The sequence below is a fragment of the Pseudomonas sp. AC211 genome (assembly GCF_979258055.1).
This window is the reverse complement of sequence record NZ_OZ409830.1, coordinates 1,141,931-1,166,394: the sequence shown is the minus strand read 5'-3', so window position 1 is coordinate 1,166,394 and position 24,464 is coordinate 1,141,931. Positions and strand designations below refer to the sequence as shown.

The 24,464-nt window shown below is 62.1% G+C and carries 20 protein-coding genes and 2 pseudogenes; 5 read left to right on the top strand and 17 right to left on the bottom strand.

The features are described from left to right. Positions 1–231: 231 nt before the first annotated feature. From ACZZZP_RS05605 to ACZZZP_RS05590, 4 genes are all read right to left on the bottom strand, one after another. Complete coding sequence (locus tag ACZZZP_RS05605; RefSeq protein WP_463382071.1) at positions 232–5,832, bottom strand: glycosyltransferase; 5,601 nt, start codon at positions 5,830–5,832, stop codon at positions 232–234. Between the two features lie 56 nt (positions 5,833–5,888). Next, positions 5,889–6,308: a sugar 3,4-ketoisomerase gene (locus tag ACZZZP_RS05600; protein WP_122492523.1), complete on the bottom strand. Its 420-nt coding sequence runs from the start codon at positions 6,306–6,308 to the stop codon at positions 5,889–5,891. Between the two features lie 130 nt (positions 6,309–6,438). After that, positions 6,439–7,548: a DegT/DnrJ/EryC1/StrS family aminotransferase gene (locus ACZZZP_RS05595; protein ID WP_463382070.1), complete on the bottom strand. Its 1,110-nt coding sequence runs from the start codon at positions 7,546–7,548 to the stop codon at positions 6,439–6,441. Between the two features lies 1 nt (position 7,549). Then, the gene (locus ACZZZP_RS05590) at positions 7,550–8,014 is read right to left on the bottom strand and encodes an acyltransferase (protein WP_463382069.1); all 465 of its coding nucleotides are present in this window, start codon (positions 8,012–8,014) and stop codon (positions 7,550–7,552) included. Between the two features lie 127 nt (positions 8,015–8,141). On the opposite strand from ACZZZP_RS05590, the gene ACZZZP_RS05585 reads away from it, so the two are divergent. The 4 genes and pseudogenes from ACZZZP_RS05585 (at position 8,142) to ACZZZP_RS05570 (ending at position 11,040) form a co-directional block, all read left to right on the top strand. Continuing rightward, positions 8,142–9,203, top strand: a complete 1,062-nt coding sequence (locus ACZZZP_RS05585; protein ID WP_463382068.1) for a CDP-glycerol glycerophosphotransferase family protein — start codon at positions 8,142–8,144, stop codon at positions 9,201–9,203. Positions 9,204–9,207: 4 nt separating this feature from the next. After that, positions 9,208–9,725: pseudogene (locus tag ACZZZP_RS05580) on the top strand (adenylyl-sulfate kinase). Continuing rightward, positions 9,722–10,315 carry a hypothetical protein gene (locus ACZZZP_RS05575; protein ID WP_463536341.1) on the top strand — a complete coding sequence of 198 codons (594 nt, stop codon included), beginning with the start codon at positions 9,722–9,724 and terminating at the stop codon, positions 10,313–10,315. The pseudogene ACZZZP_RS05580 and the gene ACZZZP_RS05575 overlap by 4 nt, the downstream one beginning before the upstream one ends. Then, positions 10,312–11,040: a formyltransferase family protein gene (locus ACZZZP_RS05570; RefSeq protein WP_463382065.1), complete on the top strand. Its 729-nt coding sequence runs from the start codon at positions 10,312–10,314 to the stop codon at positions 11,038–11,040. Before ACZZZP_RS05575 ends, ACZZZP_RS05570 begins: the two co-directional genes overlap by 4 nt. Here ACZZZP_RS05570 and ACZZZP_RS05565 read toward each other — a convergent pair. From ACZZZP_RS05565 to ACZZZP_RS05505, 13 genes and pseudogenes are all read right to left on the bottom strand, one after another. After that, positions 11,037–12,239: a class I SAM-dependent methyltransferase gene (locus tag ACZZZP_RS05565; RefSeq protein WP_463382064.1), complete on the bottom strand. Its 1,203-nt coding sequence runs from the start codon at positions 12,237–12,239 to the stop codon at positions 11,037–11,039. The genes ACZZZP_RS05570 and ACZZZP_RS05565 overlap by 4 nt on opposite strands. Positions 12,240–12,272: 33 nt before the next feature. Next, entirely contained in the window at positions 12,273–13,013 is a 741-nt protein-coding gene (locus tag ACZZZP_RS05560; protein WP_463382063.1) for a phosphocholine cytidylyltransferase family protein, read from the bottom strand. A 26-nt stretch (positions 13,014–13,039) separates the two neighbouring features. Then, a complete protein-coding gene (locus tag ACZZZP_RS05555) occupies positions 13,040–13,195 on the bottom strand; it encodes a gamma-glutamyl-gamma-aminobutyrate hydrolase family protein (RefSeq protein WP_463536340.1) in 156 nt (51 codons plus the stop codon). Then, complete coding sequence (locus ACZZZP_RS05550) at positions 13,182–13,652, bottom strand: gamma-glutamyl-gamma-aminobutyrate hydrolase family protein (RefSeq protein WP_463536339.1); 471 nt, start codon at positions 13,650–13,652, stop codon at positions 13,182–13,184. Before ACZZZP_RS05550 ends, ACZZZP_RS05555 begins: the two co-directional genes overlap by 14 nt. Beyond that, a complete protein-coding gene (locus ACZZZP_RS05545) occupies positions 13,649–14,599 on the bottom strand; it encodes a PEP-utilizing enzyme (RefSeq protein WP_463536338.1) in 951 nt (316 codons plus the stop codon). The genes ACZZZP_RS05550 and ACZZZP_RS05545 overlap by 4 nt, the downstream gene beginning before the upstream one ends. Positions 14,600–14,601: 2 nt before the next feature. Then, a complete protein-coding gene (locus tag ACZZZP_RS05540) occupies positions 14,602–16,008 on the bottom strand; it encodes a PEP/pyruvate-binding domain-containing protein (RefSeq protein ID WP_463536337.1) in 1,407 nt (468 codons plus the stop codon). 100 nt (positions 16,009–16,108) lie between these two features. After that, positions 16,109–17,428, bottom strand: a complete 1,320-nt coding sequence (flgL, locus tag ACZZZP_RS05535) for a flagellar hook-associated protein FlgL (protein WP_463382060.1) — start codon at positions 17,426–17,428, stop codon at positions 16,109–16,111. Between the two features lie 12 nt (positions 17,429–17,440). Further along, the gene (gene flgK / locus ACZZZP_RS05530; protein ID WP_122492535.1) at positions 17,441–19,477 is read right to left on the bottom strand and encodes a flagellar hook-associated protein FlgK; all 2,037 of its coding nucleotides are present in this window, start codon (positions 19,475–19,477) and stop codon (positions 17,441–17,443) included. Between the two features lie 35 nt (positions 19,478–19,512). Next, complete coding sequence (flgJ, locus tag ACZZZP_RS05525; protein WP_463382059.1) at positions 19,513–20,769, bottom strand: flagellar assembly peptidoglycan hydrolase FlgJ; 1,257 nt, start codon at positions 20,767–20,769, stop codon at positions 19,513–19,515. 10 nt (positions 20,770–20,779) lie between these two features. Next, positions 20,780–21,877 carry a flagellar basal body P-ring protein FlgI gene (locus ACZZZP_RS05520; protein WP_463384656.1) on the bottom strand — a complete coding sequence of 366 codons (1,098 nt, stop codon included), beginning with the start codon at positions 21,875–21,877 and terminating at the stop codon, positions 20,780–20,782. Between the two features lie 12 nt (positions 21,878–21,889). Beyond that, complete coding sequence (gene flgH, locus ACZZZP_RS05515) at positions 21,890–22,600, bottom strand: flagellar basal body L-ring protein FlgH (RefSeq protein ID WP_463382058.1); 711 nt, start codon at positions 22,598–22,600, stop codon at positions 21,890–21,892. Positions 22,601–22,711: 111 nt separating this feature from the next. Continuing rightward, positions 22,712–23,497: a flagellar basal-body rod protein FlgG gene (gene flgG / locus ACZZZP_RS05510; RefSeq protein ID WP_122492539.1), complete on the bottom strand. Its 786-nt coding sequence runs from the start codon at positions 23,495–23,497 to the stop codon at positions 22,712–22,714. A 46-nt stretch (positions 23,498–23,543) separates the two neighbouring features. Continuing rightward, positions 23,544–24,261 (bottom strand): annotated as a pseudogene (locus ACZZZP_RS05505) (flagellar basal body rod protein FlgF). On the opposite strand from ACZZZP_RS05505, the gene ACZZZP_RS05500 reads away from it, so the two are divergent. Then, positions 24,166–24,390: a hypothetical protein gene (locus ACZZZP_RS05500; RefSeq protein WP_463536994.1), complete on the top strand. Its 225-nt coding sequence runs from the start codon at positions 24,166–24,168 to the stop codon at positions 24,388–24,390. The pseudogene ACZZZP_RS05505 and the gene ACZZZP_RS05500 sit on opposite strands and share 96 nt — an antisense overlap. Positions 24,391–24,464 lie beyond the last annotated feature (74 nt).

The following is a 24,464-nucleotide window of genomic DNA, read 5'->3' as shown; positions in this document are numbered from 1 at the left end:
CCACACTTTCTGTATCGGCACAGGCCGCAGAACTAAAGGGCTCGATGAAAATTTTTGCACGTGGCCAAGCCATCTCCAGCGCCTCGCTTACCCACCCAGCCGTTTAAGTGACGCCAATTTTCAAACAAAACCGGCACTTAGCCATCCTGGCGATCGGGCTTACTGTTTTCTGACGCGAATAAAAAAGGGGCTATCACCGCTGTGAAGCCCCTTCCAAGTACCGCGATGAGTCTAGTCCGGCATCCAGGCTTTCGCCCAATTGCGCACATTCTCGCCTTCGAGCATCCAGTCGCGACGAATAATGGTCTGCAAGTCATCGCCCATTTTCGCCGTTGCATCCAGGTCAGCCAGGTGCATGCGAATGGCGTCCATCCAGTCTTTGTAGCGGTTTTTCACCCGCGTGACGGGCAAGTCGCAGCGATAGCACACAGCATCGGTGCAGATCACCGGGAAACCGAGGAAGCCGTACTCAAGGAGTCGCAGATTACTCTTGCAGTCGTTGAACTGGTTCTGCTCCAACGGCGCTAGGGCCAGGTCAAGGTTCAACGAGGCAAGAATCGTCGGGTACTTGTCGATGGTTACGCCTGGGTAGTACTCGGTCACGTAGGGCCGCAACTTATCCGGGCACAGGCCAAAGAACACCCATTCCACTTCATCCGCCAGATCACGCACCACATCGGCAATCAGTTCCAGATCGCCCGTATGCCCTACCCCACCGGCCCACCCGACTCGCGGCTTGCGTCCAACGCGGCGCTCGCTGTTCAAACCGTTCCACCAGTTGGTCGGCAGCCGGTTCAGCACCACCCGAATATCGTCATGCATGCCGGCAAGCGCCTCGGCCAACGGCTGCGTCGACACCACGAAGCGGTCGACCAGCGTCAGCGCCTTGCGCAATGAGCGCAGCACGTCTTTGGGCATGTCCGCGCGGTGCACGCTTTTCAGCGGCAGGTTGGGCAGGTAGTCGTCCAGCTCGTACACACGGAAGGCGTTCGACAGCTGCTTGATCTCGGCCATCGATTCCAGCTGCGCATCGGTGACCTGGCGCTGGAAGATGATCACATCGCTCTGGAACCGCTCCAGCTCGACTGGGTGCAACAGGGTTTCGCTGATCACTCCATCCGCCACGCCCTCGCGCTGCATGGCGGTGAACGGCTGACGCACCCGGTAATGGCCGCAACCGCCACGATCGGCCGGGTGCACCAGAATGCGCGGCAGCGGCGCCCGCACGAAGGGTTGCCAGATGGCGCCACGAATCGGATCCAGCTCGAAGCCTTTGTTGGCCAGCGTCAGGTTCTGGTTGTAGGCCGGGTCGCGCGCCAGCAGCGGCAGCCACTTCTGGTACATCGCCGCCTGTTCACTGCGGAACCGTTTGAGCTTTTGTTCCTGCGCCAGGGTTTCAACGCCCGACTTCTGGCTGACGCTGCCCTCGTGCAACAGCACCGAGTAAGGCGTCCACACGCTCAGGTAGCCGGCTTCGCGCACCTTCAGGCACAGGTCGACGTCGTTGTACGAAACCTTGAACACCACCTCATCCAGCCCGCCAACCGCGTCGTACACCTCTTTGCGGATGATCAGGCAAGCCGCCGTTACCGCCGAATAGTTCTGCGCCACCAACAGGCGCTGCATGTAACCGGCGCTGTCGCCGGCGTCGCCAAGGAACGGATGGTCCGCCGGCCCGCTAAGCCCCAGCACCACACCGGCGTGCTGAATATGGCCGCTGGGGAACAACAGCTTGGCGCCGACGATGCCCACTTCCGGGCGCCGCGCGTGGTTGAGCAATTCGTCCAGCCAGTCTTCACGCAGAATCGCCGTGTCGTTGTTCAGCAGCACCAGATACTCGCCGCGCGCGACAGCGGCGGCCGCGTTATTAATAGCCGAGAAGTTGAACGGCCCTGGATAACGCACCACCCGAATCTGCTCGCTGTTCAACTGCTCGATGCCGGCCAGCCAGGCTTTGGCTTCTTCGGTTTCGCTGGCGTTGTCGATAATCAGCAGCTCGTAATTCGAGTAAGCGGTTTTCTCCAACAAGGTTTCGACGCAGCGTTGCAGCAACGCCAACTGGTCTTTGGTGGGTACCAAAATGGAGACCAAAGGCTGCTCGGGGTAGTCGTAGCGAATGCGGTTGAAGCCCGGCAATACGCCTTCTTGCATGGTGTGCGGCACACCGAGACGGTCGAGGTGTTCGCTGACCACCGCTGCCGAATGCAGGCGCACCTCGTCGCTGGCCAGCCAGCGCGCGAACGGCACCGCGCTGTGGCACAGCACCTCGGCGATATGGCCGACGCTGTCCAGGCCGAACGACTCAGCGCAGCGCAGCTGGAAATCCTGCAACGCCAGGCCGTCGAACTGGAACCGCAGCCCGCCCAGTTGTTCCAGTGCCTCGCGGGCAATAAACAGCGAGCGCCCGGTATACGGGTAGCTGCGCAGCAAATCGAGGTTGAAGTCGGGTTTGAAAATCGGCGAATGCGCGCCCTGCTCGCCACGGGTGTCTTCGTCGCTGTAATAGCAGCCCGTCGGCGCGGCCACGGCACGGTCCAACAACAATGCCAGCGCGTGGGGTTCCAGCGTATCGCCGGCCGGCAGCACATACAGCCAATCGGCCGTGCTGGCCACGGCGGCATCGTTAACCTGCTGCCAATCGCCATTCACCACGCGGTGCGGCGCGCCGTGCTGTTGCGCGTTCAGGCTGTCGACCGTCGCTTGCAGTGCCGCCGGTTCGGTGCCCGGCAATGCCAGCACCAGCACCTCGATGCTTGGCACATACGCATCTTGCAAGCGACGCTCGAAGGCGGCGAGCACCTGCGGCGTCAGCGTGTGCAAGTAACCGAACGTGGGCTGGCCCACGGCCTTGTTGCTCATTTCATCGACCAGACTTTGCAGAAACTCGCCGCGCGCTTGCTCAACCGGCGCCTCGACGCCCTGGCCATGGCGGCCGTACAAGCGCCGGAACAGCTCGGGGAAATTCTTGCGCTCGCGCACGCTCATGCGCTGCTCGGGGCTTTCCTGGCGGATATGCACCTGCACGGTTTGCGCTTGCACATGTTCAACCGGATAACGCGCCGACAGTTTCAGCAGCATGTCCCAGTCTTCCAGCGCTGGCAGCTCAACGTCGAAACCGCCCACTTCATCCAGCCACTGGCGCGGGTGCGACCAGGCGTTCACCGGAATGAAGTTCTGCACCAGCAAGTTGTCGCGCGAGAACGGGCCGTGCTGCGACGAAGATTGCCGCGAGATCTCCTGGCGCTTGCCGCCTTCCAGCGTTTCCAGCACGTACAGCGTGTCGGTGTACACCAGGCGTGGGCCTTGCGCGTGAGCCTCGGCGTGGCGCTGCAAATGCTCTGGCAGCCACATGTCGTCGTCGTCGAGGTAGCACAAGTAGGCGCCTCGAGCCTGGCGAATGCCGCAGTTACGCGCGTTCGACAGCCCGCCGTTACGCCCCAACGCCAGATAGGTGATGGGGAAGTCGTAGCCCTGCAGCACATGCTCAACCGGCGCGCCGGCATCGTTGATCAGAATGACTTCGAAGTCTTTGAAGGTCTGCGCGCTAAGACTGGCCAGCGCATCGACCAGCAAATCGGCGCGGTTATAGGTGGTGAGAATGATGGAGAAGGTCGGCCCCTGTTCCCCAGCCTTGACCGCGCCAGGGCCGGCCAACGCCGTTTCAATCGCCTGACTGCGCGCCTTGAAGCGCGCTTGCACCTCGGCTGGCGCGCTCTGCATACGCTGGCGATACAGCGCCAGAATCGGCCCGGCTGCCGCGATCATGCGCGTGCGCACGGCGGGGTCGGCCAGGTTCAGTTCGAGAATTTCGGTGTGTTCGGCCAGCGGCTTGTCGCTGCCGTAGAAGCTGTTGGAAATCTGCCCGCCATGCACGCGGTAACCCACGCTGGGCTGACGCAGAAAAACAAAATCCGGTGCCAGCCGCGCCAGGCGAATCCACAACTCCCAATCGCCGGCGAGCATGTCGCTGCGGTGAATGGTGCCGTCGGCCTGGGTGATTTGCGGCAATACGCTGCGGCGCAGCATGACTGCCGAGGGCGTGATGTAGTTGTCGTAGCTGAGCAGGTCCACCACTTCATCGCGCCCACCCGAATAGGACTGCGAGCGATGACCGGGATGTTGTGCGTAGTGGGTGATGGTGCCGCGCTCGTCGATCCAGTTGCACTGTGTGTAACCGAGGCCAGCGTGCGGCGTGCGGTCCAGAGCGGCCACCAAGGAGGCCAGGTGGCCGGGATACAAGACGTCGTCCGAGCCCAGCACCACCACATAACGGCCGCTGCCAGCGGTGACGCATTTGTTGTAGTTGCCGGTCATGCCGAGGTTCTTGGCGTTGACCTCGTAATAAAAGCGCGGGTCTTCGGCGTAGCGCTGCAAGATCTCGACGCTGTTGTCTTTGGAGCAGTCATCGAATACCAGTACCTCGAACGTCACGCCCTGCTGGGCGAGGATCGAGTCGATGGTCTGACCGATAAATGCACTGTTGTTGTACGACATGACGGCAACGGTTACATCCACGGCATTGTGTTCCTCGGCAAACAACGCCTGCGCCCCATGCTGGGCCTGACGCTGGTGATTCAATTCGGCGAAAAATGCAGCGGCTTCGGCGTCCCGGTCGACCGGCACATCAGCCATGCGCGCCTGGCGTACCGGCGCATCGGCGGCTAACCAGCTCTGCAATTTTTCAATGGGGATTTCCACGTTCCAGTGGAATACCACGGAGTGGGTGCCGGGCTGGCCAACTACCGGCAAATAAACCAAACGCACGCCAACTGCGGACGCCAAGGCGTGGAAAAACCAGTACCACATCTGCGCGTTGTCTTGGATAAGCATCACCAGCGTGCTGCCGCTGGGCATCCACAGCAGGTTGGCAGCCGCCGCGCCGGAGCCGAGCACCGCCAGTTCCGTTGATGACAACAGTGCCACCTGCTCGGCGAACGTATGGGTTTCCGGCTGAATCAACGCAAAGCCGTCCGCGCGCAGCGCCTCGGTAAGTGCTTGCTGGTTGACGATGGTTCGACCGTTTCCGCCTGGCGGGCGAATCAGGTACGTCTTGCCGTTTTCGCGGTGGGCGCGCGGCACACGCGCTTTGATGTAATTGGCCATCCAGGCGATGGCGCTGGGGAACACCTGATACTCGTCACCGGCATACACGTAGCCGGCGCGCGGTTCCCAGATATCGGCGCTGTCGGAGAAGTGATACAGCACGCCCACATCGCAGGCCTGGCCGGCGGGCACGCAGACGGTTTGCTCGCGCGGCCAGAACAGCGCCAGTGAATCCATGATCGAGGCAGGCAAGCCCGCCTCTACCAGCACCACGGTTTGCGCGTCGAACGCGGCTTGGTTAATCCAGAAAAAACGCGCCAATTTTTCGCTCAGCCAGTGCGCGTAGTTGCCATTTTCCCAGCCGAAAAATGAGATGGCATGGGCCACCTGCAACGGCTCGCCAGCGCCTGCATAAAAGGCGCAACGACCGTCGTCAGTCAGCTTCAATCCATGCTTTTCGTACCAGCCGACGTTGAGCCGCTCGCGGTTATCAAACGCCACGTCACAGACGTATTCGCCGTTATCGATATCGGCGATGCCTGCCATGCCGGCCACCAGCCGTACCTGATGAAACTCGGCGCTGTACTGGGCGTAGGTGGTTTGCGGTGCGCGGCGAACATTGGCGGGGATGGCGAAATCGACCATCTCCAACGGCGCGGGCGCCCAGGCCGTCGAAGGCGCCAGTTCCAGCAAATGGTTGCGGCCCTTGGCGGCGCGCGCAGGAACCAGCGCGGCGCTGGCAAATGCACCTTGCAGGTGACTCCACCGGGAAGGTGCAGTAGCAGACATGGATGAAACTCCGAATTTTGAACACGCCGCCTACGCTTGCGCAGGCGGCCCACGCATCAGCCTTTGGGCTTGGCGTTTACCGCCTGGGAGAACTGATCGTAGTCGCGGAAATAGTCGTCTTCGCTGTAACGCTCCGAAGCCAGAACCATGCACACCGAGCCGCTGGAGAAGTTGTCGATCTCGCGCCAGATCATCGGCGGGATGTACAGGCCGTAATAGGAGCGGTTGAGGTGGTATTTGAATTTGGTGCGGCCGTCGTCGAGCAAGATGTCAAAGCTGCCAGACATGGCGATCAGCAACTGATGAAGCTCTTTATGGGCATGGCCGCCACGGTGCGAACCGCCGGGAACGTCGTACAGGTAGTAAACACGCTTGATATCGAACGGGATGTGTTGATTCCCTTCGATAAAGGTCAAGTTGCCGCGCCGGTCTTCAATGATCGGCAGATCTACAATTTTGCAGTGCTGTAGAGACATGAGCGCTCCGAATCCGTATGGAAACCATCACACCAATTTCGACCACGCGTACCCGTCAAAAAATTAGCAGTGATAGCCGTTGTCAGCTGCAAAGCAAAACTTGCACCACTTTGCCGTCGCCCGCAGGCGCTTAGCCGCTGAAGCTGTTACACGCCTCGATAACCGCGTGCTGATGGGCTGCCGGCAAGCCGGGGTATAGCGGCAGGCTCAACACCTGCGCCGCCAACTCGTCCGAGATGGGCAAGCTCAGTTGGGCAAATTCGCTGTAGGCGGCCTGGCGGTGAATCGGCACGGGGTAGTGAATCAGGCTCGGCACGCCGCTGCGCTCCAGGTGCGCCTGCAACTGCTCGCGCGCCTGGGTGCGAACCACGAACTGATGCCAGACATGGCTGCCGGCCACCGCTGGCGCTTGGGGCAGCACCAGCAGCGGGTTGCGGATGTGGCTGAGGTAATGCGCGGCGATGGCCTGACGCGCCTGCGCGTCGCGCTCCACGCTGGGCAATTTCACCCGCAGCAGGGCCGCTTGCAGTTCATCCAGGCGCGAGTTCACGCCTTGCACGTCGTGAACGTATTTGCGCGTAGAGCCATAGCTGCGCAGCTTGCGCACTTGCTCGGCCAAACGGTCGTCGCCGGTGGTCACGGCGCCGGCGTCCCCGAGGGCACCGAGGTTTTTCACCGGAAAGAAACTGAAGCCCGCCGCATGACCAAACGCACCGGCTTGCCGGCCCAGGGCGTCCACCGCGCCATGGGCTTGGGCGGAATCTTCGATCAGCAGCAGGTCGTGTTCGTTAGCCAGGGTTTGCAACGCCTCCATGTCCGCCAACTGACCGTACAAATGCACGGCGATGACGGCGGCGGTGCGCGGGCCGATGGCGGCTTTTACCGCCTGCGGATCAATGTTGAACGTCGCCGCATCGGGTTCCACCAGCACCGGCGTCAGGCCCGCTTCGCTCACGGCCAATGCCGTGGCGATAAAACTGTTGTTGGGCAGAATGACCTCGTCGCGGTCTTCGAAACGGCCGAGGTTTTTATAGCCGCGCAATATCAGCGTCAGCGCATCCAGACCGTTACCCACGCCAATGGCATGGGGCACGCCGCACGCTTGGGCGTATTCGGTTTCGAACGCTGCCACCTCGGCACCCAACACATACCAGCCCGAGCGCAGCACGCGTTGAAACGCGTCGGTCAGCGCCTGTTCATCGCGCAGATTGAGCGCAGCCACATCAAGGAAAGGAAACATATCAATCGCCTAGGTAACGCACCACGCGTGCGGGGTTGCCGACTACCAGCGCAAGGGCTGGCACGTCGTGGGTGACCACCGCACCGGCGCCCACCATGGCGCCGGCACCGATGGAGATACCCGGAAGAATAATGGCCCCGGCACCAATGGACGCGCCCTGGTGCACATGGGTTTGCGGGAAGCTGTCGGGGTATTGTTTCGAGCGTGGCAGCAGGTCGTTGGTAAAGGTGGCGTTGGGGCCGATGAACACGTCGTCAGCGATGCGTAAACCGTCCCACAAATACACCCCGCACTTCACCGTTACCCGGTCGCCAACCACCACGTCGTTTTCGATCAAGCAGTGGGCGTTGATGTTGCAATCGCGGCCGATCTGGGCGCGCGGCAGAATCACTACGTACTGCCACACCGTGGTGCCATCGCCAATCTGCTGGCTGTGAACGTCTGCCAAAGGATGAATCGAAGCCATGCGCGCGGTGCCTTGCTGGAGGTGGGCTTGAGGTTAGCAAGCCGTCGCAGGCTCGTCACGGACGGCGCCTCGCCACGGCGCTTTTTTTCAGTAAGATGAGCCTCCGCACCCGCCCGGACTGGATGGCATGGCTAACGACCTCGACCGCATCGGTTTTCTGATTCACAACATCGAAATGTTCAACCACTACCGCGCGGTGTGGCAGCACCTTCCGGCCGGCAGTGTGGAAGTGGCGGTGACCGGACAGCTCAAAGACCATCAAACCATCATCGACACCTGCGAGCGCGAGCAATTGCCCTGGCGTGCAGCCAGCGAGCTGCTCGCGCAGAAACAGCGCTACGACATTCTGGTGTCCAGCTTTCCCCAGCATTACGAACGCGGCAGCGACTCGCCCTACCTCACCCAATCCATCGGCCGGCACAACCTGCGTTTCATGTACGCCACCGGCAAAGCGGGCTGGAATTTCCAGCAGTGGAACGAGGTGTACGACGCCGTGCTGTGCTTCGGACCGTACCAGGCCGAGCAGCTGGCGTTCTGCAGCAACACGCTGAAAGTGCAGATGGGCTACCCGCGTTTCGACCGCTTTTTCAACCAGCCGCTGGACCGCGCCGCGCGGCTTACCGAGCTGGGCTGCGACCCCACCCGCAAAACCGTGGTGTGGCTGCCGACGTGGAAAACCTTGTGCTCGATTGATCTGTTCGTCAGCGCCATCGCCGCGCTGCAAGACCGCTATAACGTGATCGTTAAACCGCACCCCATCACCATCACCGACGAGCCCGCGCGCATGCGCCAGCTCGACGTGATCAACACCTGCATCCGCGAACACATCGACAACGTCGAGCTGTTTCAGCTCGCCGACTTTTTGCTGTGCGACTACGGCGGCTCCGCCTTCGGCGGCATCTACACCGACCGCAACGTGTTGCTGCTGGACATGCCCCACGCCGAAAGCGACCCGCTTGTGGGCAAAGACTCCTCAGATATCTGGCTGCGCAAAGTGATGCCGCACATCAGCGCCGAACAGGTCGCGCAATTACCCGACCTGCTGGCCGACGAGCACCTGTGGGAGCAGCAACGCGGCGTACGCCAGCAGCTGAGCCAATACTTCTTCGCGCCCTTCCACGGTTTTGCTTCGCAGGTGGCCGCTCTGGCCATCGCCAACAGCCCGAAAATGCTCAACAAAGGGCGCTAATAGAATGGTCATCTGGTTAATCGGTTTGTCTGGCTCGGGCAAAACCACCCTGGGCCGCGAGATCGCCCAACAGTGGAAGCAACAACAGCCCAACACCGTGCTGGTGGATGGCGATGAAGTGCGGCGCATCTTCCGCCAGGATCTTGCCGCCGCCGACTACAGCATGGCCGGGCGGCGGACCAACGCCGAGCGCATTTTCGAACTGTGCGCCTGGCTCGACGCCCAACAGATCAACGTGGTGTGCAGCATCCTGTCGATTTTTCCCGACCTGCGGGCGAGAAACCGCGAGCACTTCCAGCGCTATTTCGAGGTGTACCTCAACCCGCCTTTCGACACCTTGCGCAACGTGACACCAAAGGCCTGTACGCCAAGGCCCTGGCAGGCGAAATGAGCGACATGGTCGGCGTCGACATTCCCTTCCCGGCGCCCACCCACGCGGACCTGGAAATCGACACCAGCGCCACGGCCGACATCGGTGCCCTGGCCCGCGACATTCTCAAGCAGGCGCAAAGCATCCCATGAGCACCCCGCCCTACCCTTACAGCCAGGGCGAACGCCTGGAAGAGCGCAACACCTACTTCTACAGCGCCTACCATGGCCAACCGTTTTTTGCCGCGTGGCGCGCCAGCCGCGAACAAGCGTTGGCCAACTTGCCGCCGGCCCAGCCCTGGGCGCCGAAGGCCACCGGCGTGGCGCTCAATAGCGAGCACGGCTACGACACCCAAGCGCTGCTGAATCTGCTGCTCACCAGCGACCTTGGCGCACCGGCCCATCGCCGTTTCGCCGAACAGTTGCTGCAACGCTTCGAGGTCAGCAAACGCCTGTACCGTCACTACACGCCGGCGTTCAAAGCGGTGCTCGACAGCGGCTACGACGACCTGTCGCTGTACGTGCAATTCGCCGCGCTGTGCCTGGCGATGCAGGCGCAACCGAACGCCTTGCCTTTCCTCAATGGCCTGCTGAAAAGCCTCGACACGCTGATTGCCATCCACGCGAGTTGCCCTGCCGAACTCGGCGCCCACCTGGCGTGGCTGATTGCCGGCGAAGCGCGCTGGGTCGAAGCGCTGGCCGTGCAAGTGAAGGTGCCATTGCACGCAGGAGATCAGCCGTGAGCCGACTGAACAATGTGGTCATGATCGCGGCCCACAGCGCCCGCTCGCAGGCATACCTGCAAACCCTGTTGGCCAACGACCTGGCGCCGGCCCATGTGCTGCTGCTCGGCGAGGCCAACGCGCCCGCCGCTGAGCCGGCGCCACCGGCCGAGCTTCTGCATGGCGTGCTGCTGCCCGATTTGAACATTTCGCTGGAAACCAGCCTGGCCGCTGCCGGCATCGCCTTCAGCCAGTTGGACACGCGCGACATCAACGCCGCCACCGTGCGCGAGCAGGTGCAGGCGCTGCAGCCCAAGGTGATTATTTTCTCGGGCTACGGCGGGCAACTGGTCGGTGCCGAGCTGATCGACTTGGGCATCCCGCTGCTGCATGTGCACAGCGGTTGGCTGCCGGACTATCGCGGCAGCACCACGGCGTATTACAGCCTGTTGGAAGAAGGTCGCTGCGCCGCCAGTGCGCTGATTCTCGACAAGCAGATCGACACCGGCCCGGTGCTGGCGCGCAAGCATTACCCGGCGCCGCCGATGGGCACCGACATCGACCGCCGCTACGACACGGCCATTCGCGCCGACCTCTTATTGCAGGTGCTCCGCGCCTACCAAGCGACCGGCGAATTGGCCATAGAGATGCAACAAGAGGTGGAGCACGGCAACACTTACTACGTGATCCACCCGGTGCTCAAGCACCTGGCGCTGCTGAGCTTGCCGGCCGCCGAGCAGCCTTAGGCGAACGGCGTGCCGCTGAATTCGTAGCGCAGGCGCGCCTGGGCGAGGTTCATTTGCCGCGTCACTGTGGCAAGCACAGCCGGGCGCCGACGCAGCACCACGAACAGTTTGTCGATGTCTTGCGTGGGCACAAACGCGCGGGTCATTTTGCTGTCGACCAGCTCGAAGTAGCGCTCCATCACCTCGAACTTGGCGTCCAGGTCGCCGTCATCGCCGGGTGCGCCAGCGCCCGGACCAAACACGTTGTGGCTCTCGAACAGCAGCCAACCGTCATCGGCGGTGAGCTGCCACAGCTTGGCGACAAAGCTCTCAAACTCCACCGACAAATTGCCATCGATGGTGCAATGGTTGGCGAACGACAGCACCACGTCGTAACGCTGACGCGGCTGCCAGGTGGTGAAGTCGGCCACCTCGTAGTGCACGTTGTGCTGGGCCACGGCAGCCGCCGTGGTGCGGCCGATTTCCACCAGGAACGGGTTGTATTCCACCGCATCGACATGGCCCGCATGGCGCGCCAGCTCGATAGCCATAAAGCCGTTGTTGCAGCCGATCTCCAGCACGCTCATACCAGCGCGCAGCCACGGCATAAAACCGTAGCCGGCCAGGCGCTCCTGCGTGGGTTTCACCCCGGCCAGGCCGATGCGCTCGTAGCCCTGATACGCATAACCACTGCAATAGGGTTTGCCCCATTGCTGCACTTGCATATGCAGCAAGCCAAACAAGCGGTCGAGCAGACCGATACGCTCAGGCGCCACCAGCTGCGTGACCACCACGTCGCGCCAGGTGTAATAACGCGCCAGAAAGGCGAAGTTCTGATCGGCCTCAACAGGAAACGTGCTCAGGTGCTGCAACAGGTCGTGCATCAGCGTGCCCGGCACCTGCGCATCGCCCTGCTCCATCACCCATTGCGCGCTGGTGGTTTCCACCTCGGCTGCCAGGCCGGGCACCCATAGCTGAGTCAGAAGATTGCGCGTCAGGGCTTGCAGTTGTGGGTGCTCGGCGCAGGTTTGCGGCCATAGAAAACCGAGGTACACCGGGTTGAGCAGCACGCGCAGGCACAGCCCTTCCCACACGGCATCGGCGTCTTCCTGGCTGAGGCTGGCCAGGCGTTGGCGCGCGTGCTGCTCCAGCGGGTCAAGCGGGCGCGGGATGCGGTCCAGAATCTGCGAAACGGTGTGCAGCGGAAAGTGCAGTGCCATAAACGGCCTCGCCAGACGAAACAGTGAAAAGAACTAGCCGGCCAGCGCCGCCGCCGGAATCAGTTGGTGGTACAGGGCCAGGTCGCCCGGCTCGTCCACCTCGCCCCACGGCCCTTGAACCGGCGACAGCGCAATCGCCTCGCCTGCGCCGAGCACGCGGCGAAGCAGGCTGGTCATGTCGAGCTTGTCGATGGCGGCTTCGTCCAGCGGCGCCAGTTGCTGTTTCACCTGTGCCCAACCGGCCGGGGTGAATTTCAGCAGGCCCATGTATTGGCCCTGAATTTCCTCGGTGCTGGTGCAGCGCTCACCGATGCTCGCCAGGTTGCCCTGGGCGTCGAGCACAAAGCTTTCGGCGTCGGCCAGCGGTTCGGCAAAGCGCTTGGACCACAGCGCCAGCCAGTTGGGATCGTAGGCAATCGCCAGGTCGCCTGCGGTGTCGGCAAGTGCCGTGACCGTAGCGGCGGTATAGACAATGTCGCTGTAACTGACGATGCACGGCGCGCTGCTCAGCCAGGCATCGGCGGCCAACAAGGTGCGCACCATATTGCTCTGCTGCCAGCGCGGGTTTTCGAAGTAGGTCAGCGGCTCGTCGAAGCGCTCGCGCAGGTAGCCGCGCACGATGGCCAGCTCGCTAATGCCGGCGCCGCGCAAGGCCGCAAGCTGCCAGTCGAGCAGGCGCTGGCCGTGCAGCACGGCAAAGCATTTGGGTTGTTCGGCGGTGAGTGCGCCCATGCGGCTGCCGCGTCCGGCGGCGAGAATCAGTGCCCGTGTCATGGTTTCAAGCAGTCGCTCCATCGGGGTTATGAGAGGCGTCGCCCGGCGAGGCAGTGTTGCAGCAACGCGCGGTCGACCGGGTTGAACGCGGCTTCGCGCTCGGGGTGCCAGAGCACGCCGAGTATCGGCAGTTCAAGGTGCTCGAATGCCTCGACCACACCGTCGGCGCTACGAGCCAGCACTTGCAAAGGCGCTTTCACCGGCGCGGGCGCCCCACTGGTGATAGCTGTTCACTTCATGGCTGCGGCCGTTGAGGTGCAGCACGTGTCGGGTGCCGACGTGGCCGTCGACTTTTTCCAGGGCATTGCCGAATGCGTCCAGCAGCAATTGCGCGCCTCGGCACAGGGCAAACAGCGGCACGCCGTGGGTCATCGCCAGGCCCAGCAGCGTCTGTTCGGTGGCATCGCGTTCGGGGGCGTTGCCGCCGTATCGGGCCAGGTCATTGCCGCCCGAAAGCACCACGCCGACCGGGTTTGCCAGTTGCCAGTAACCCTCGACCAGCTCGGGGTTGTTGGGCACGGGAATGGCCAGGTAACCGCAGTCGGCCAACCAGGCCACCAAGCGTTGGTCCACCGCATCGCGCCGCTCGCCGCGATCGCTCAGCACGTCCACGCGCTGGCTGAGCAGCACCGGCTTCACCGCACCACCTCGACCCGGCGATTGGCGCAGTCGATGCGCAGCATTTTTGCCGCCGCCCATTGCCGATAGAGCATTTCGCCCGCGCCGATCACGGCCGGCAAACCCAGCTCGTTGGCGCGGATGGCCATGTGCGAAGTGGTGCCGCCGTAAGCGGTGATGAACCCGGCGATACGGTGGGAGAAAATCCAGTCGAAGCCGGGATCAGCGCTGGGAATAACGACAATGGCGCCGTGCAGTTGATCGCGTTGCTGGAAGCTCACCACCGGCGCCATCACTTGCCGCTGGGTAATAAAATTCGGCTCGGCCTGCGGCATGTGGAAGTGCAGCGCGTCCTGGGCGTCGGTGATCAGCGGCGGCAGCACCAGCTGGCAGGTTTCGGCGTAACGGCGGCGCCCTTCTTCAATGCTGGAGGCAATCAGCTCGGCAGGGTCGGCGCTGGCGGCGTGCAGTTCTTTGATCACCTGGATATTGGCGTACGACATGTCGTCGGCGCTAAAGCCCAGGTCTTGGCCGAACTGGCGGAACAGCGACAGCGCATCGGACAAATTGCGGGTGAACACAAACTTGGCGTACTCGCGCAGTTCGATCCCGGCCTGCAGAAAATCGAACAGGCCGACCACGTCGTGGGACAAACCGTGCTCAGCCAGCAGCCGGCTGATTTCGCGCATCTGCCCCAGCGACAAGGCAAAGCGCAGTTGGCCATGGGCCGGCTCGGCGGCGCTGTTGTCCCAGTCGAAATACATGTCCGGCGCTTCGTCGTAGCGCGGCGACAGAATGTCGTAAGTGCCCGGGCGCAAGTGGCCGTAACGGGCCAAAAAGGTGGTGCGGTTCAGCTGCGCCAGGTCTTGGGTCATCTGGCCACTGACGGTGCTCAGGCCATTGAGGAAGGCATCGTATTCCTCGGCATTCAGCACGCCGACCGTCACCAGCGAACGCAGCAGTTGCACCGCTATAAACCCGGCGCGCGCCAGGCCGGCAAAGGCAAGGTGCCGTAACGGCGGCAGTCTTCGAGCAGCCAGTAAATGCGCGTGACCGGGTCGGTGTCGGCGCCGAGAATTTCGTCGCGCCGGGCCAGCAGCACATCGAGCTTTTGCCGGTCGGTGCGCCACAAGCCCGTTTCGTTGTGCACGATGCGGTTGGTGAGCTGACGCAGGCTGTCGGCCAAGCGGTCGCATTCAGCGTCGGTGAAACCCACTTCGCGCAACGCCTGCAAGCGCTGCGGCAGGTCGAGCGTGTAGCAGGAGAAGACAATTTCGAACTCGACTTTGTCGTGCAGATTGGGCGCGGCAAGCAGGCGTTCGATGTAGTAATTCACCAGCTTGTCGGCCAGCGCACCGTCGATGTCGCGGGGAATAAACGAGTTGAAGCTGACGCGCACATCGATATACGGCAGGCCATGAAAATGCAGCATCAGCGGAAAACTGCGCAGGTTGCGGTAACCGTAATTGTTGCGCTGATAAGCCCAGATCATGTCGGTGACCAGCTCGCGGTACAGCGACAACGACAACGGCCGTGGCCGCACACCGATGATTTCCGCCGGGTTCCAGTCAGGCATTACGCCGAATACGGTGCGCTCGCCATGCAAGAACGGCTGCGGGCGAATGCCCTGGGCGATGCGGTCGTGGATCAGCCGAACCATGCGGGTGTGGGCGCTGAGTTCAACCGCCGGCGCGGTGACGATCAGCGGCCGCACTTGCAACAGATAGAGCGTGCCGAGGTTGTCGGTGGCGAATTCAATGTCCAGCGCCTTGCGCTCGAACAGGCCCGCCAATTCGCGCAGTAGCTCGATCACACCGTGCAGCGGCGCCGGCACGTTGGCGCTGCTGTGGTGGGCGTAGAAGGTTTTCAGCTCGTTGGAGCGGCCGGACGTCACGCTGTCGGTGCTGCCGCTGTTGTCGTCGTAGTTGATGACGAAATACGGCGCGCTGTTGGTGGGGTCTGCGCCAAAGCCGACGCCGGCCATGGCCACATCGCTGAGCATGGGCTGCACGAACACCTGGTCGTCGGCGTGCGCCGCCGCACCGCCCATGGAGGCGATCACTTGGTCGATGGCTTGGGTTAAATCGGCTGGGGCCACGTTCAGGCAGGAGTCATATTCGCCGGCCGCCGAGGTTTGTTCGCCGTCTTCCTGACAACTGCTGCTGCGCACCACCATCAGCGGCCAGGCGGCCTGCTGAATCTGGCTGAGCACAGCGCTGGCATCGGCGCGCCATTGGCTCACGCGAAACTGGCATTGAGGCAACACCACGGCGCTGTTCAGGCGCCCGAGCAGAAGCTGGAGATTGTCTGCCTTGCTGGCAAAGCGCAGCGGCTCTGTGGCCGGTAACTGATCGACGTCCGCTGGCGCTGCCTGCATACCCACTCCGAGGAAAGCTTTTTGTTTTGACGTGCTGAAGACTAACGCATTGAACAGCGCGCCCGCTTTTTCGGCGGGCGATGCTGAAAAAGCGGCGCGCTTAACTGATGTAGTTGAACAAACTCAGGTTGGCGATTTTCACGTAGCTCTGCTGCGCCGCCGAGAGGATGGTCGATTGCAGCGAAAGCCTGGAGATGGCGTCGGCGTAGTCGAGGTCTTCGAGGTCTGATTGCACGGACTTGTTGACCAGGGTGACGTCGGCAATGAAGTCGCCGGTGGAGTCCAGCGTGTTCAGGCGCGCACCCACGGAACCGCGAACGCCGTCGACTTTGGCGTACACCGCATCGAGGTTTGAAAGCGCGATGGCCGCGCTGTCGCGGATAACGCGGTTGTCTTCCTCGGTGTTGCCGGAGCCTTGCAAGGCTTTGCGCAGGTCCGACACGGTGTTGAGCAGGCTGCGTTTTTCTTCGTCCGGCTTACGGTTGATGGCGTAGTCGTCGCCGTTTTGCGGCACGCCATCGATTTGCACGCGCACGCCGCCGTAGCTGACGAAGTCGGACGTCGCCGGGTTGGTGTCGATGGCGCCAGTGGCCAGCTGGCCCGTGGGCGGCGTAGTCGGGTCGTAGGTGGTCCAGTCGTAAGCCGCCGGCAACGTCGCCTGGTCGTAGACGACATAGTTGGTCGGGCTGAGGAAGTGAATGCCGATGCCGTCCGTGGCAACCGGTGGGTTGCTTGACGGGAAGGTGTTGTCGTAGGCGGCCTTGTCGGTCACCAGGCCCAGCGAGATACGCCCGGTGCTGACGGTGCCGTCGGTGCCCGTGCCGGTTACGGTTTTGTTGGTGGTGACACGGTTGGCGTTGAACACGTTTTCGAACAGGTCTTTGCCGTCGTCGCCCAGCGCCACGAAGGTGCTACTGGCGATTTGCACGTTGCGTTCGGTTTCGTTGCCCTGGTAGCTGTAGGTGCCGTCGGGGTTGCGCACGAAGGGCTGTTGATCCGACTGCGAGCCGCCAAACAGGTAATTGCCGCTGGCGTCTTTGCTGTTCATCAGGCTGAGCAGCTCGTCTTCACGCTGTTGCAACTCGGTGCCCAGCGACTCACGGTCAGTGGCATCCAGCGTGCCGTTGCCCGCCTGCACGCCAATTTCACGGATGCGCTGAAGCACGGTGCCCACGGAGCTGAGAATGGCTTCTTCGGAGTTGAGGCTGTTCTGCGCGGCGGTGTTGTTGGAGGTGTATTGCTCGTTCAGCGCTTGTTCCTGGCTCAACTGCAGCAGGCGAACGGACGCTACCGGGTCATCGGCCGGGGTCAGAATGCGCTTGCCGGTGCTGATCTGTTCCTGAGTGCGGGAAACGTTGGCGTAGTTTTTCTGCATCCCGCTGACGGAACTGTTGAAGGCTTGGATAGTGGAAATTCGCATAACTAACTAGCCTCAGTTGAAGGCGCCTATAAGCGTATCGAACAGCGATTGCGCAACTTTAATCACCTGTGCCGATGCATTGTAGTACTGCTGGAACTGCACCAGGTTGGCGGCCTCTTCGTCCAGGCTGACGCCGGACAGCGAGTCGCGGTTGTTTTGCGCTTGCGTCAGTACGGTTTCGGCCGCATCCGAATTGACCCGCACCTGCGCGGTTAACGAACCCACCCGCTCAACCAGACCGCTGTAGGCGTCGTTGTAGGTCGCCCCTGCCCCCGCGCCGCTGGTGCCGACCGTTTTCTGGGTTTGCAGGTCGATCAGTTTCAACGCGTTGCGGTTGTCGGAAGAGCCGGCGGTATTTTGCGACAGCGTAAAGGTATCGCCCGTTTGCGGCGTACCTGTAACGGTAAATTCGTAGGTGTAGCTGTTGTTGCTCACCGGGTCGGTATAAGCCAGGCGCAAAGTGTTGTTCTGGCCGGGCGTGAGTGCCGTGGTCGAGGGCGACACATAGCTCAGCGTGGCGCCAGGCGGCAAGGTGCCGTTCAGGGTGTTGGTGGCCGAGTCGAACGTCAGCGGCAGGCCGGTACCGAACAGCGTTTGCAGGTCGGTGGGGTTGATCGGCGTAGGGCCAGCGGTCAGGTTCGGCTGGCTGATCACGCCGGTGCCGCGGTTATTGGTAGTCGCCTGGGCACGGGCGGAACCGGCAAAGGCCAGTTGGTCGGGCGATTGCAGCTCGGTGCCAAAGTCGAACGCGCCGCGCCGGGTCGGTTGCAAGGTGAAACGGTCACCGGCGTTAGGCGTGCCGTTGATGGTCACGTCAAAGCCCTGACTGGTCGGCGGCGTGGTGCCGGGGTCGGCCATGGAAATGGTAAACGGCCCGGTGCCAGTCACGGTGACGTTCATGGTCGCGCCGTCGCTCAGGCGGCGGGCGGTGAAGTTGGTGCCGTCGTAGTCCAGGCGGTAATCGCTGGTGGTCAGCAGGTTGGCATTGGTGATGTTCAGCGAACCCGTTGCGGTGCCGGTGTTGGTTGCCTGCGCCAGCACCCGCAGCGACGCGGCGGTTGGTTCGTTGATGTCGGTGAACAACTGGCTGCCGGGGCGACCGTTGAGGTCAAAGCCCTGGCCCAACTGATCGTTAATGGTGTCGGTGAGCACAATCGCCATCTGCCCGAGGCTGTTGTAGCTCTTGTCCAGCGTGGTGTCGCGGTAGGCCAGCAGCCCGCCCATTTCACCGCCGGAAATCTGCGAAGAAATGGTCTGCGACACGCCGTTGATGCTCAGGTCGATCTGATACTTCATCGGGTCGTCGATGCCAGGCTTGGCCGTCAGCGTCGAGGCGGTGTTGCCCACCACCAGCGGCTGGCCGGTGCCGACGAAGAGGCTCACGCTGCCGTCAGTTTGCTCAACGCTTTGTACGCCGATGATTTCCGAAATTTGGCGAATGGTTTCTTCGCGGGCATCAAGCAGGTCGTTCGGCTCGGCACCGGCGCCACGGGCGCGGGCGATGGCGTCGTTGTAGCTGGCGACGCTGGCGGCCATGGAGTTGACCTGCGTGGTCAGCGCGCTCATCTGTTGGTTGATGAGGCTGTTCTGCTTATCCAGCTGGTCATACAGCGTGTTGAACGAGTCGGACAACCCACCGGCCTGCGACAACACCGCCTCACGGGCGGCCACGGACGACGGGTTCTGCGAAGCGGTTTGCAGGGAAGCGAAAAACTTCTGCAAGGCCGGGCTGATACCGGTGGTGCTGTTGGACAGCAGCGAGTCGAGCTGCTCGATCTGGCTTTTGAACGACTGCAGCTCACTGTTGGAACTGGTGGCGGTACGCACCTGGTTGGTGAGGAAATCGCTGGCCAAACGGCGCACATCCACCACTTGCGCACCGGAGCCGATATAACCGGCGCCGGTAAACTGGGCGATGTTGGTCTGCTGCACAGACTCCTGGCGCGAGTAACCGGGCGTATTGACGTTGGTGATGTTATGCCCGGTCACCGTCAGCGCGGTCTGCGCAGCGCGCAGCCCTGACAGCCCTACCGATAACAAGTCAGCCATGTCGATTCCTCACTAAAAAACTCATCCCTGCATCCTTACAAACGCGTGGCGGTGGATTCGCCCGCGGCGATGGTTTGGTACGTCTGCATCTGTTTGGCGATCTGCGCCACTTTATTGGCGTACTGCGGGTCGGTGGCGTAGCCGGCCTGTTGCAACTCACGCACAAACTGCTTGGGGTTGGCGGTGGCATCCAGCGCATCGTCATAACGGTCGTTGTTCTGCAGGAAGCTTACGTAGTCGTTGAAGCTGTCCTGGAAGCTGTCGTAAGAGCGGAACTTCGCCGCTTCTTTTACCGCCTGACCGCCTTTGTATTCGGTGGTCAGCGCGCGAGCCGAGTCGCCTTGCCAGTTGCCTGCGGCCTTGATGCCGAACAGGTTGTGGCTGCTGGAGCCGTCGGAATCACGAATGATCGACTTGCCCCAGCCGGTTTCCAGTGCCGCCTGGGCCACCAGGTAGGAAGGGTCGACGCCAATCTTGGCGGCGGCTTCCTTGGCCATCGGCAGCATGGTGGCGATGAACTCATCGGCCGACTTGAACGCTGCTTTGCCAGGTGCCAACGGTGGCTGGGCCAGACGGCGGCCGCTGCTGGCGTCGATGGCGTTCAACTCGGCGTTCTTGCTAGTGGCGCCTTTGCCGATGGTGGCGGTGTTGCTGGTGGTGTTCGCGGCCAGCCAGTCGTTCTGCGCCAGCGGCTTGCCATCGGCGGTCGCCCCGGCTGTTGTAGTTGGGACAATACCGGCTAATAAACGATCAGTAAGACTGCCCGGCAGTGACAGGCGGCGCTTGTTGAGCATTTTCGAGTCGTCGCGGGTGCCGTCCACGGCCGGCAGTTCTTTAACGGCGCGGTTGGTCAGGGTTTTGTTCGCGCCGTCGGTGCCGGTGGTAGCGCTGGCGCCGCTCGCGGCGATGGCGTTGGCGTCAGCGGTTTGCGCGAACGGGTTGGGCCGGTGCGTGCCCTTGTTCATTTTCGACATTTGCCGCGCCAGCACATCGGCCAGGCCGATGCCGCCCTCTTTGGACATCTTTACCGCCAGCTCCTGGTCGTACATTTGCTGGTAGGTTTTGGCTTCGTTGCTGTTCATGAAGTTGCCTTCGGAGAACGCTTCGTTCGCCGAACGCTGGGCTTTGAGCATCTGGTTCAGGAACAGCGACTCGAATTCCTGCGCCACCTTCTTGATGTTCGATTCGCTGTCGCGGTCTTTGCCGACCTTCAGGTTGGCCAAGCGATTGATGTCGCTGTACGCGCCGCTGTCGAGCGTGGAGCCAACCCCGGATGTGAATTTCGCGTCCATGGCTGCCTCCTTAGATAACGATCAGATCAGCTTGCAAAGCGCCGGCTTGCTTGAGCGCTTCGAGAATGGCCATCAGGTCGGACGGCGAAGCGCCCACCTGGTTAACTGCCCGTACGATTTCATCCAACGTGGTGCCTGGGCCGAATTTGAACATCGGCTTGGTTTCCTGCGCGGCGTCCACTTTCGAGCGCGGCACCACGGCGGTCTGGCCGTTGGACAAGGCGCCAGGCTGGCTGACGATCGGGTCTTCGGTGATGCTCACGGTCAGGCTGCCGTGGGTGACGGCGGCCGGCTGAACCTTGACGTTCTGGCCGATAACAATGGTGCCGGTGCGCGAGTTGATGATGACTTTCGCCACCGCCTGACCGGCGTCCACTTCGAGGTTTTCCAGGATCGACAGGTAGTCGACGCGCTGATTGGGGTCCAACGGCGCGCTGACGCGGATCGAACCGCCGTCGATGGCCTGCGCCACGCCTGGGCCGAGCAGTTCGTTGATCTGGTCAACCATGTGCTTGGCGGTGGTGAAGTCGGGGCGATTGAGGTTCAGGGTCAGCGTGTTGCCCTGGTCGAAACCGCTCGGCACTGGACGCTCAACCGTGGCGCCGCTAGGAATACGGCCGGCCGAGGGCACGTTAACGGTAATTTTCGAACCGTCGCCGCCTTCGGCATCGAAGCCGCCGACGACCAAGTTGCCCTGGGCTATGGCGTACACGTTGCCGTCGATGCCTTTGAGCGGCGTCATCAGCAAACTACCGCCACGCAGACTTTTGGCGTTACCAATGGAGGAGATGGTGACGTCGATGGTTTGCCCAGGCTTGGCGAACGCCGGCAGGTCGGCATGAATCGACACCGCTGCGACGTTCTTCAACTGCACGTTGCCGCCAGCCGGCACCTTGATACCGAACTGCGCCAGCATGTTGTTGAAGGTCTGCACAGTGAACGGCGTTTGCGTGGTCTGGTCGCCGCTGCCGTTAAGGCCCACGACCAGGCCGTAGCCAATCAGTTGGTTGGCACGCACGCCCTGGATGGTGACCAGGTCTTTGATCCGCTCAGCCTGCGCCGCCGAGGCGACGAGCAGGAAACAGCAGGCGGTTAGCAGTCGTTTCATCATGACCGGTACTCAGAAAGGAAACAGCGGGCTGATGAAGAAGCGGTCAAACCAACCCGGCTGGTTGGCGTCAGCAAACGCGCCAGTACCCGAGTAAGTGATGCGGGCGTCGGCCACGCGTGCCGAAGACACGGTGTTGTCGGTGGCGATATCGTCTGCTCGCACCAGGCCGGCAATGCGCACTAGTTCGTCGCCGGTGTTGAGCGTCATCCACTTCTCGCCGCGCACCGACAAAATGCCGTTGGGCAGCACTTCGGCAATGGTCACGGTGACCGAACCGGTGAGGCTGTTGCTCTGCGCGGCGGTGCTTTTGCCGGAGGCGTCACGCGAGCCGCCGTAGCTGGCGTCCAGGCTCAGGTTGCCGGCTTTGAGCGGGTTGAGGCTGGTGCTCGGGTTGTCGGTCGATACCGCGCCGCCGAACAACGAGGTCAGGCCCAGCGAGGTGGCGCTGTCTTTGGCGATGTCCGAGTTGGCGTTCTTGCTGGCCGACATGCGCTCGTTCAGGGTGATGGTGATGATGTCGCCCACGCGATACGCCTTACGGTCGCCGTACAGGTTGTTTTCAAACCCGGTCTGGTAAATGGAGCCGTTGTTTTGCGCAGCCGGCAGCGGCGTGCGCGGTAGCACAGGCGCGTAGTACGGGTCGTTCGGCTTGGGTGGAGGCGCGACGCAACCGCTCAAAGCAGCCAGGCCAAGCAGGGGAAGAAGAACAAGCCGATTCATAACACGTACCTCACACATTCTTTGCGCAGTGCCAACACCAGACCGAACCACCGTGTGCCTACCAGCTCCTTATGGCGGGCCTAACGGGCTGCGGTTAAATCCGGTTAGCGATTAAAGATTCTGGGTAATAAACGACAGCATCTGGTCAGCGGTGGAAATCACTTTGGAGTTCATTTCGTAGGCGCGCTGGGTGGTGATCATGTTCACCATCTCTTCCACCACGCTGACGTTGGAGTTTTCCAAGGTGTTCTGTTCGATGGTGCCCAGACCGGTGAGGCCAGGCGTACCCACTTGCGGCGCGCCGCTGGAGGCAGTTTCCAGGAACAGGTTGTTGCCGATGGCTTCCAGGCCGCCCGGGTTGATGAAGTCGGCGGTCTGGATGTTGCCGACGATTTGCGGCTGGGCGTTGCCGGCGGTGGTCACCGAGGCGGTGCCGTCTTCGCCGACGGTAAAGGTGCGCACTTCGTTGGGCAGCACGATGGCCGGCTCCAGCGGGAAGCCGTTGGAGGTCACGACCTGGCCGTCCGAGTTCAGGTGAAAGCTACCGTCGCGGGTGTAAGCGATGGTGCCGTCGGGCTGAAGGATCTGAAAGAAACCACGGCCGTTGACCGCCATGTCCAGCGGCTGCTCGGTGGTTTGCAGGCTGCCGGCGGTGAACATTTTCTGCGTGCCGACAATGCGCACACCGGTACCCAGTTGCAGGCCGGACGGCAGTTGGCTGTCCTGGGTGCTTTGGGCGCCGGGTTGACGGCGGATCTGATAGAGCAAGTCCTGGAATTCCGCGCGGTCGCGCTTGAAGCCCGTGGTGGACACGTTCGCCAGGTTGTTGGAAATGGTCGTCAGGTTCATGTCCTGGGCGGACAAACCGGTTTTACTGACCCACAGAGCCGGAAGCATGTTGATTCTCCTCGGACGCCGGTTTCACGGCGCCGTGTACTGATGGTTAGCTAAGTTGCAAAACACGCGCCAGGGATGTGGCGTCGTCTTCGGCCGTTCGCATCATCTTCACTTGCAGTTCGAACTGGCGGGACAGCGAGAGGATCGAGGTCATCTCTTCTACCGCGTTGACGTTGCTGGTCTCGACGAAACCGGACGTCAACTTCACGGTGTTGTCGGCCAACGGTGGCGTGGTGCCCTTGAAATGGATCATGCCGTCCGGGCCTTTTTCCATTTGCTTGAGGTCGGGGTTGACCAGCTTGATGCGGTCTACCTCGGCCAGCACATTCGGCGCTTCGCCTAGGGCGCGGATGGAGATGGTGCCGTCTTCGCCGATTTCGACTTTCTGTTCCGGTGGCACGGCAATCGGTCCGCCGTTGCCCAATACCGGCAAGCCGCTGCCGGTGCGCAGTTGGCCAAGGGCGTCGATTTTCAGGCTGGCGGTGCGCACGTAGGCTTCGCTGCCATCGGGCGCTTGCACGGCCACCCAACCCTGGCCGCTGACCGCGACGTCCATGGGGTTGCACGGTGTCTTGCAAAGTGCCGGGCGTGAAGTCGGTGCCAGGGCGTTCGCTCATGGCGTACACGCGCGACGGAAAGCTGTCGCCGAACACCTGCATGGAGCGGGCTTGTTCGAAGTCGCGGCGGAAACCGTTGGTAGAGATGTTCGCCAGGTTGTTGGCATGGGCGCGCTGGGCCAGGGTGTTCTGGCTGGCGCCTGTCATGGCGACGTAGAGCATTTTATCCATGGTGATTCTCCGAGATTGGGCGCGCCAAACGTTGACGGCCTGCGGCTCTATGCAAGCTTTAAAGCAGGCATCGTGCCAATCCCGAAAAAATCCGTATGCCATTGATAAAAAACAGATTTTAAAAAACAACAAAGGGCTTCCAGAGAAGCCCTTTGCAGGTGTGCGGCGACGGTTTGCCG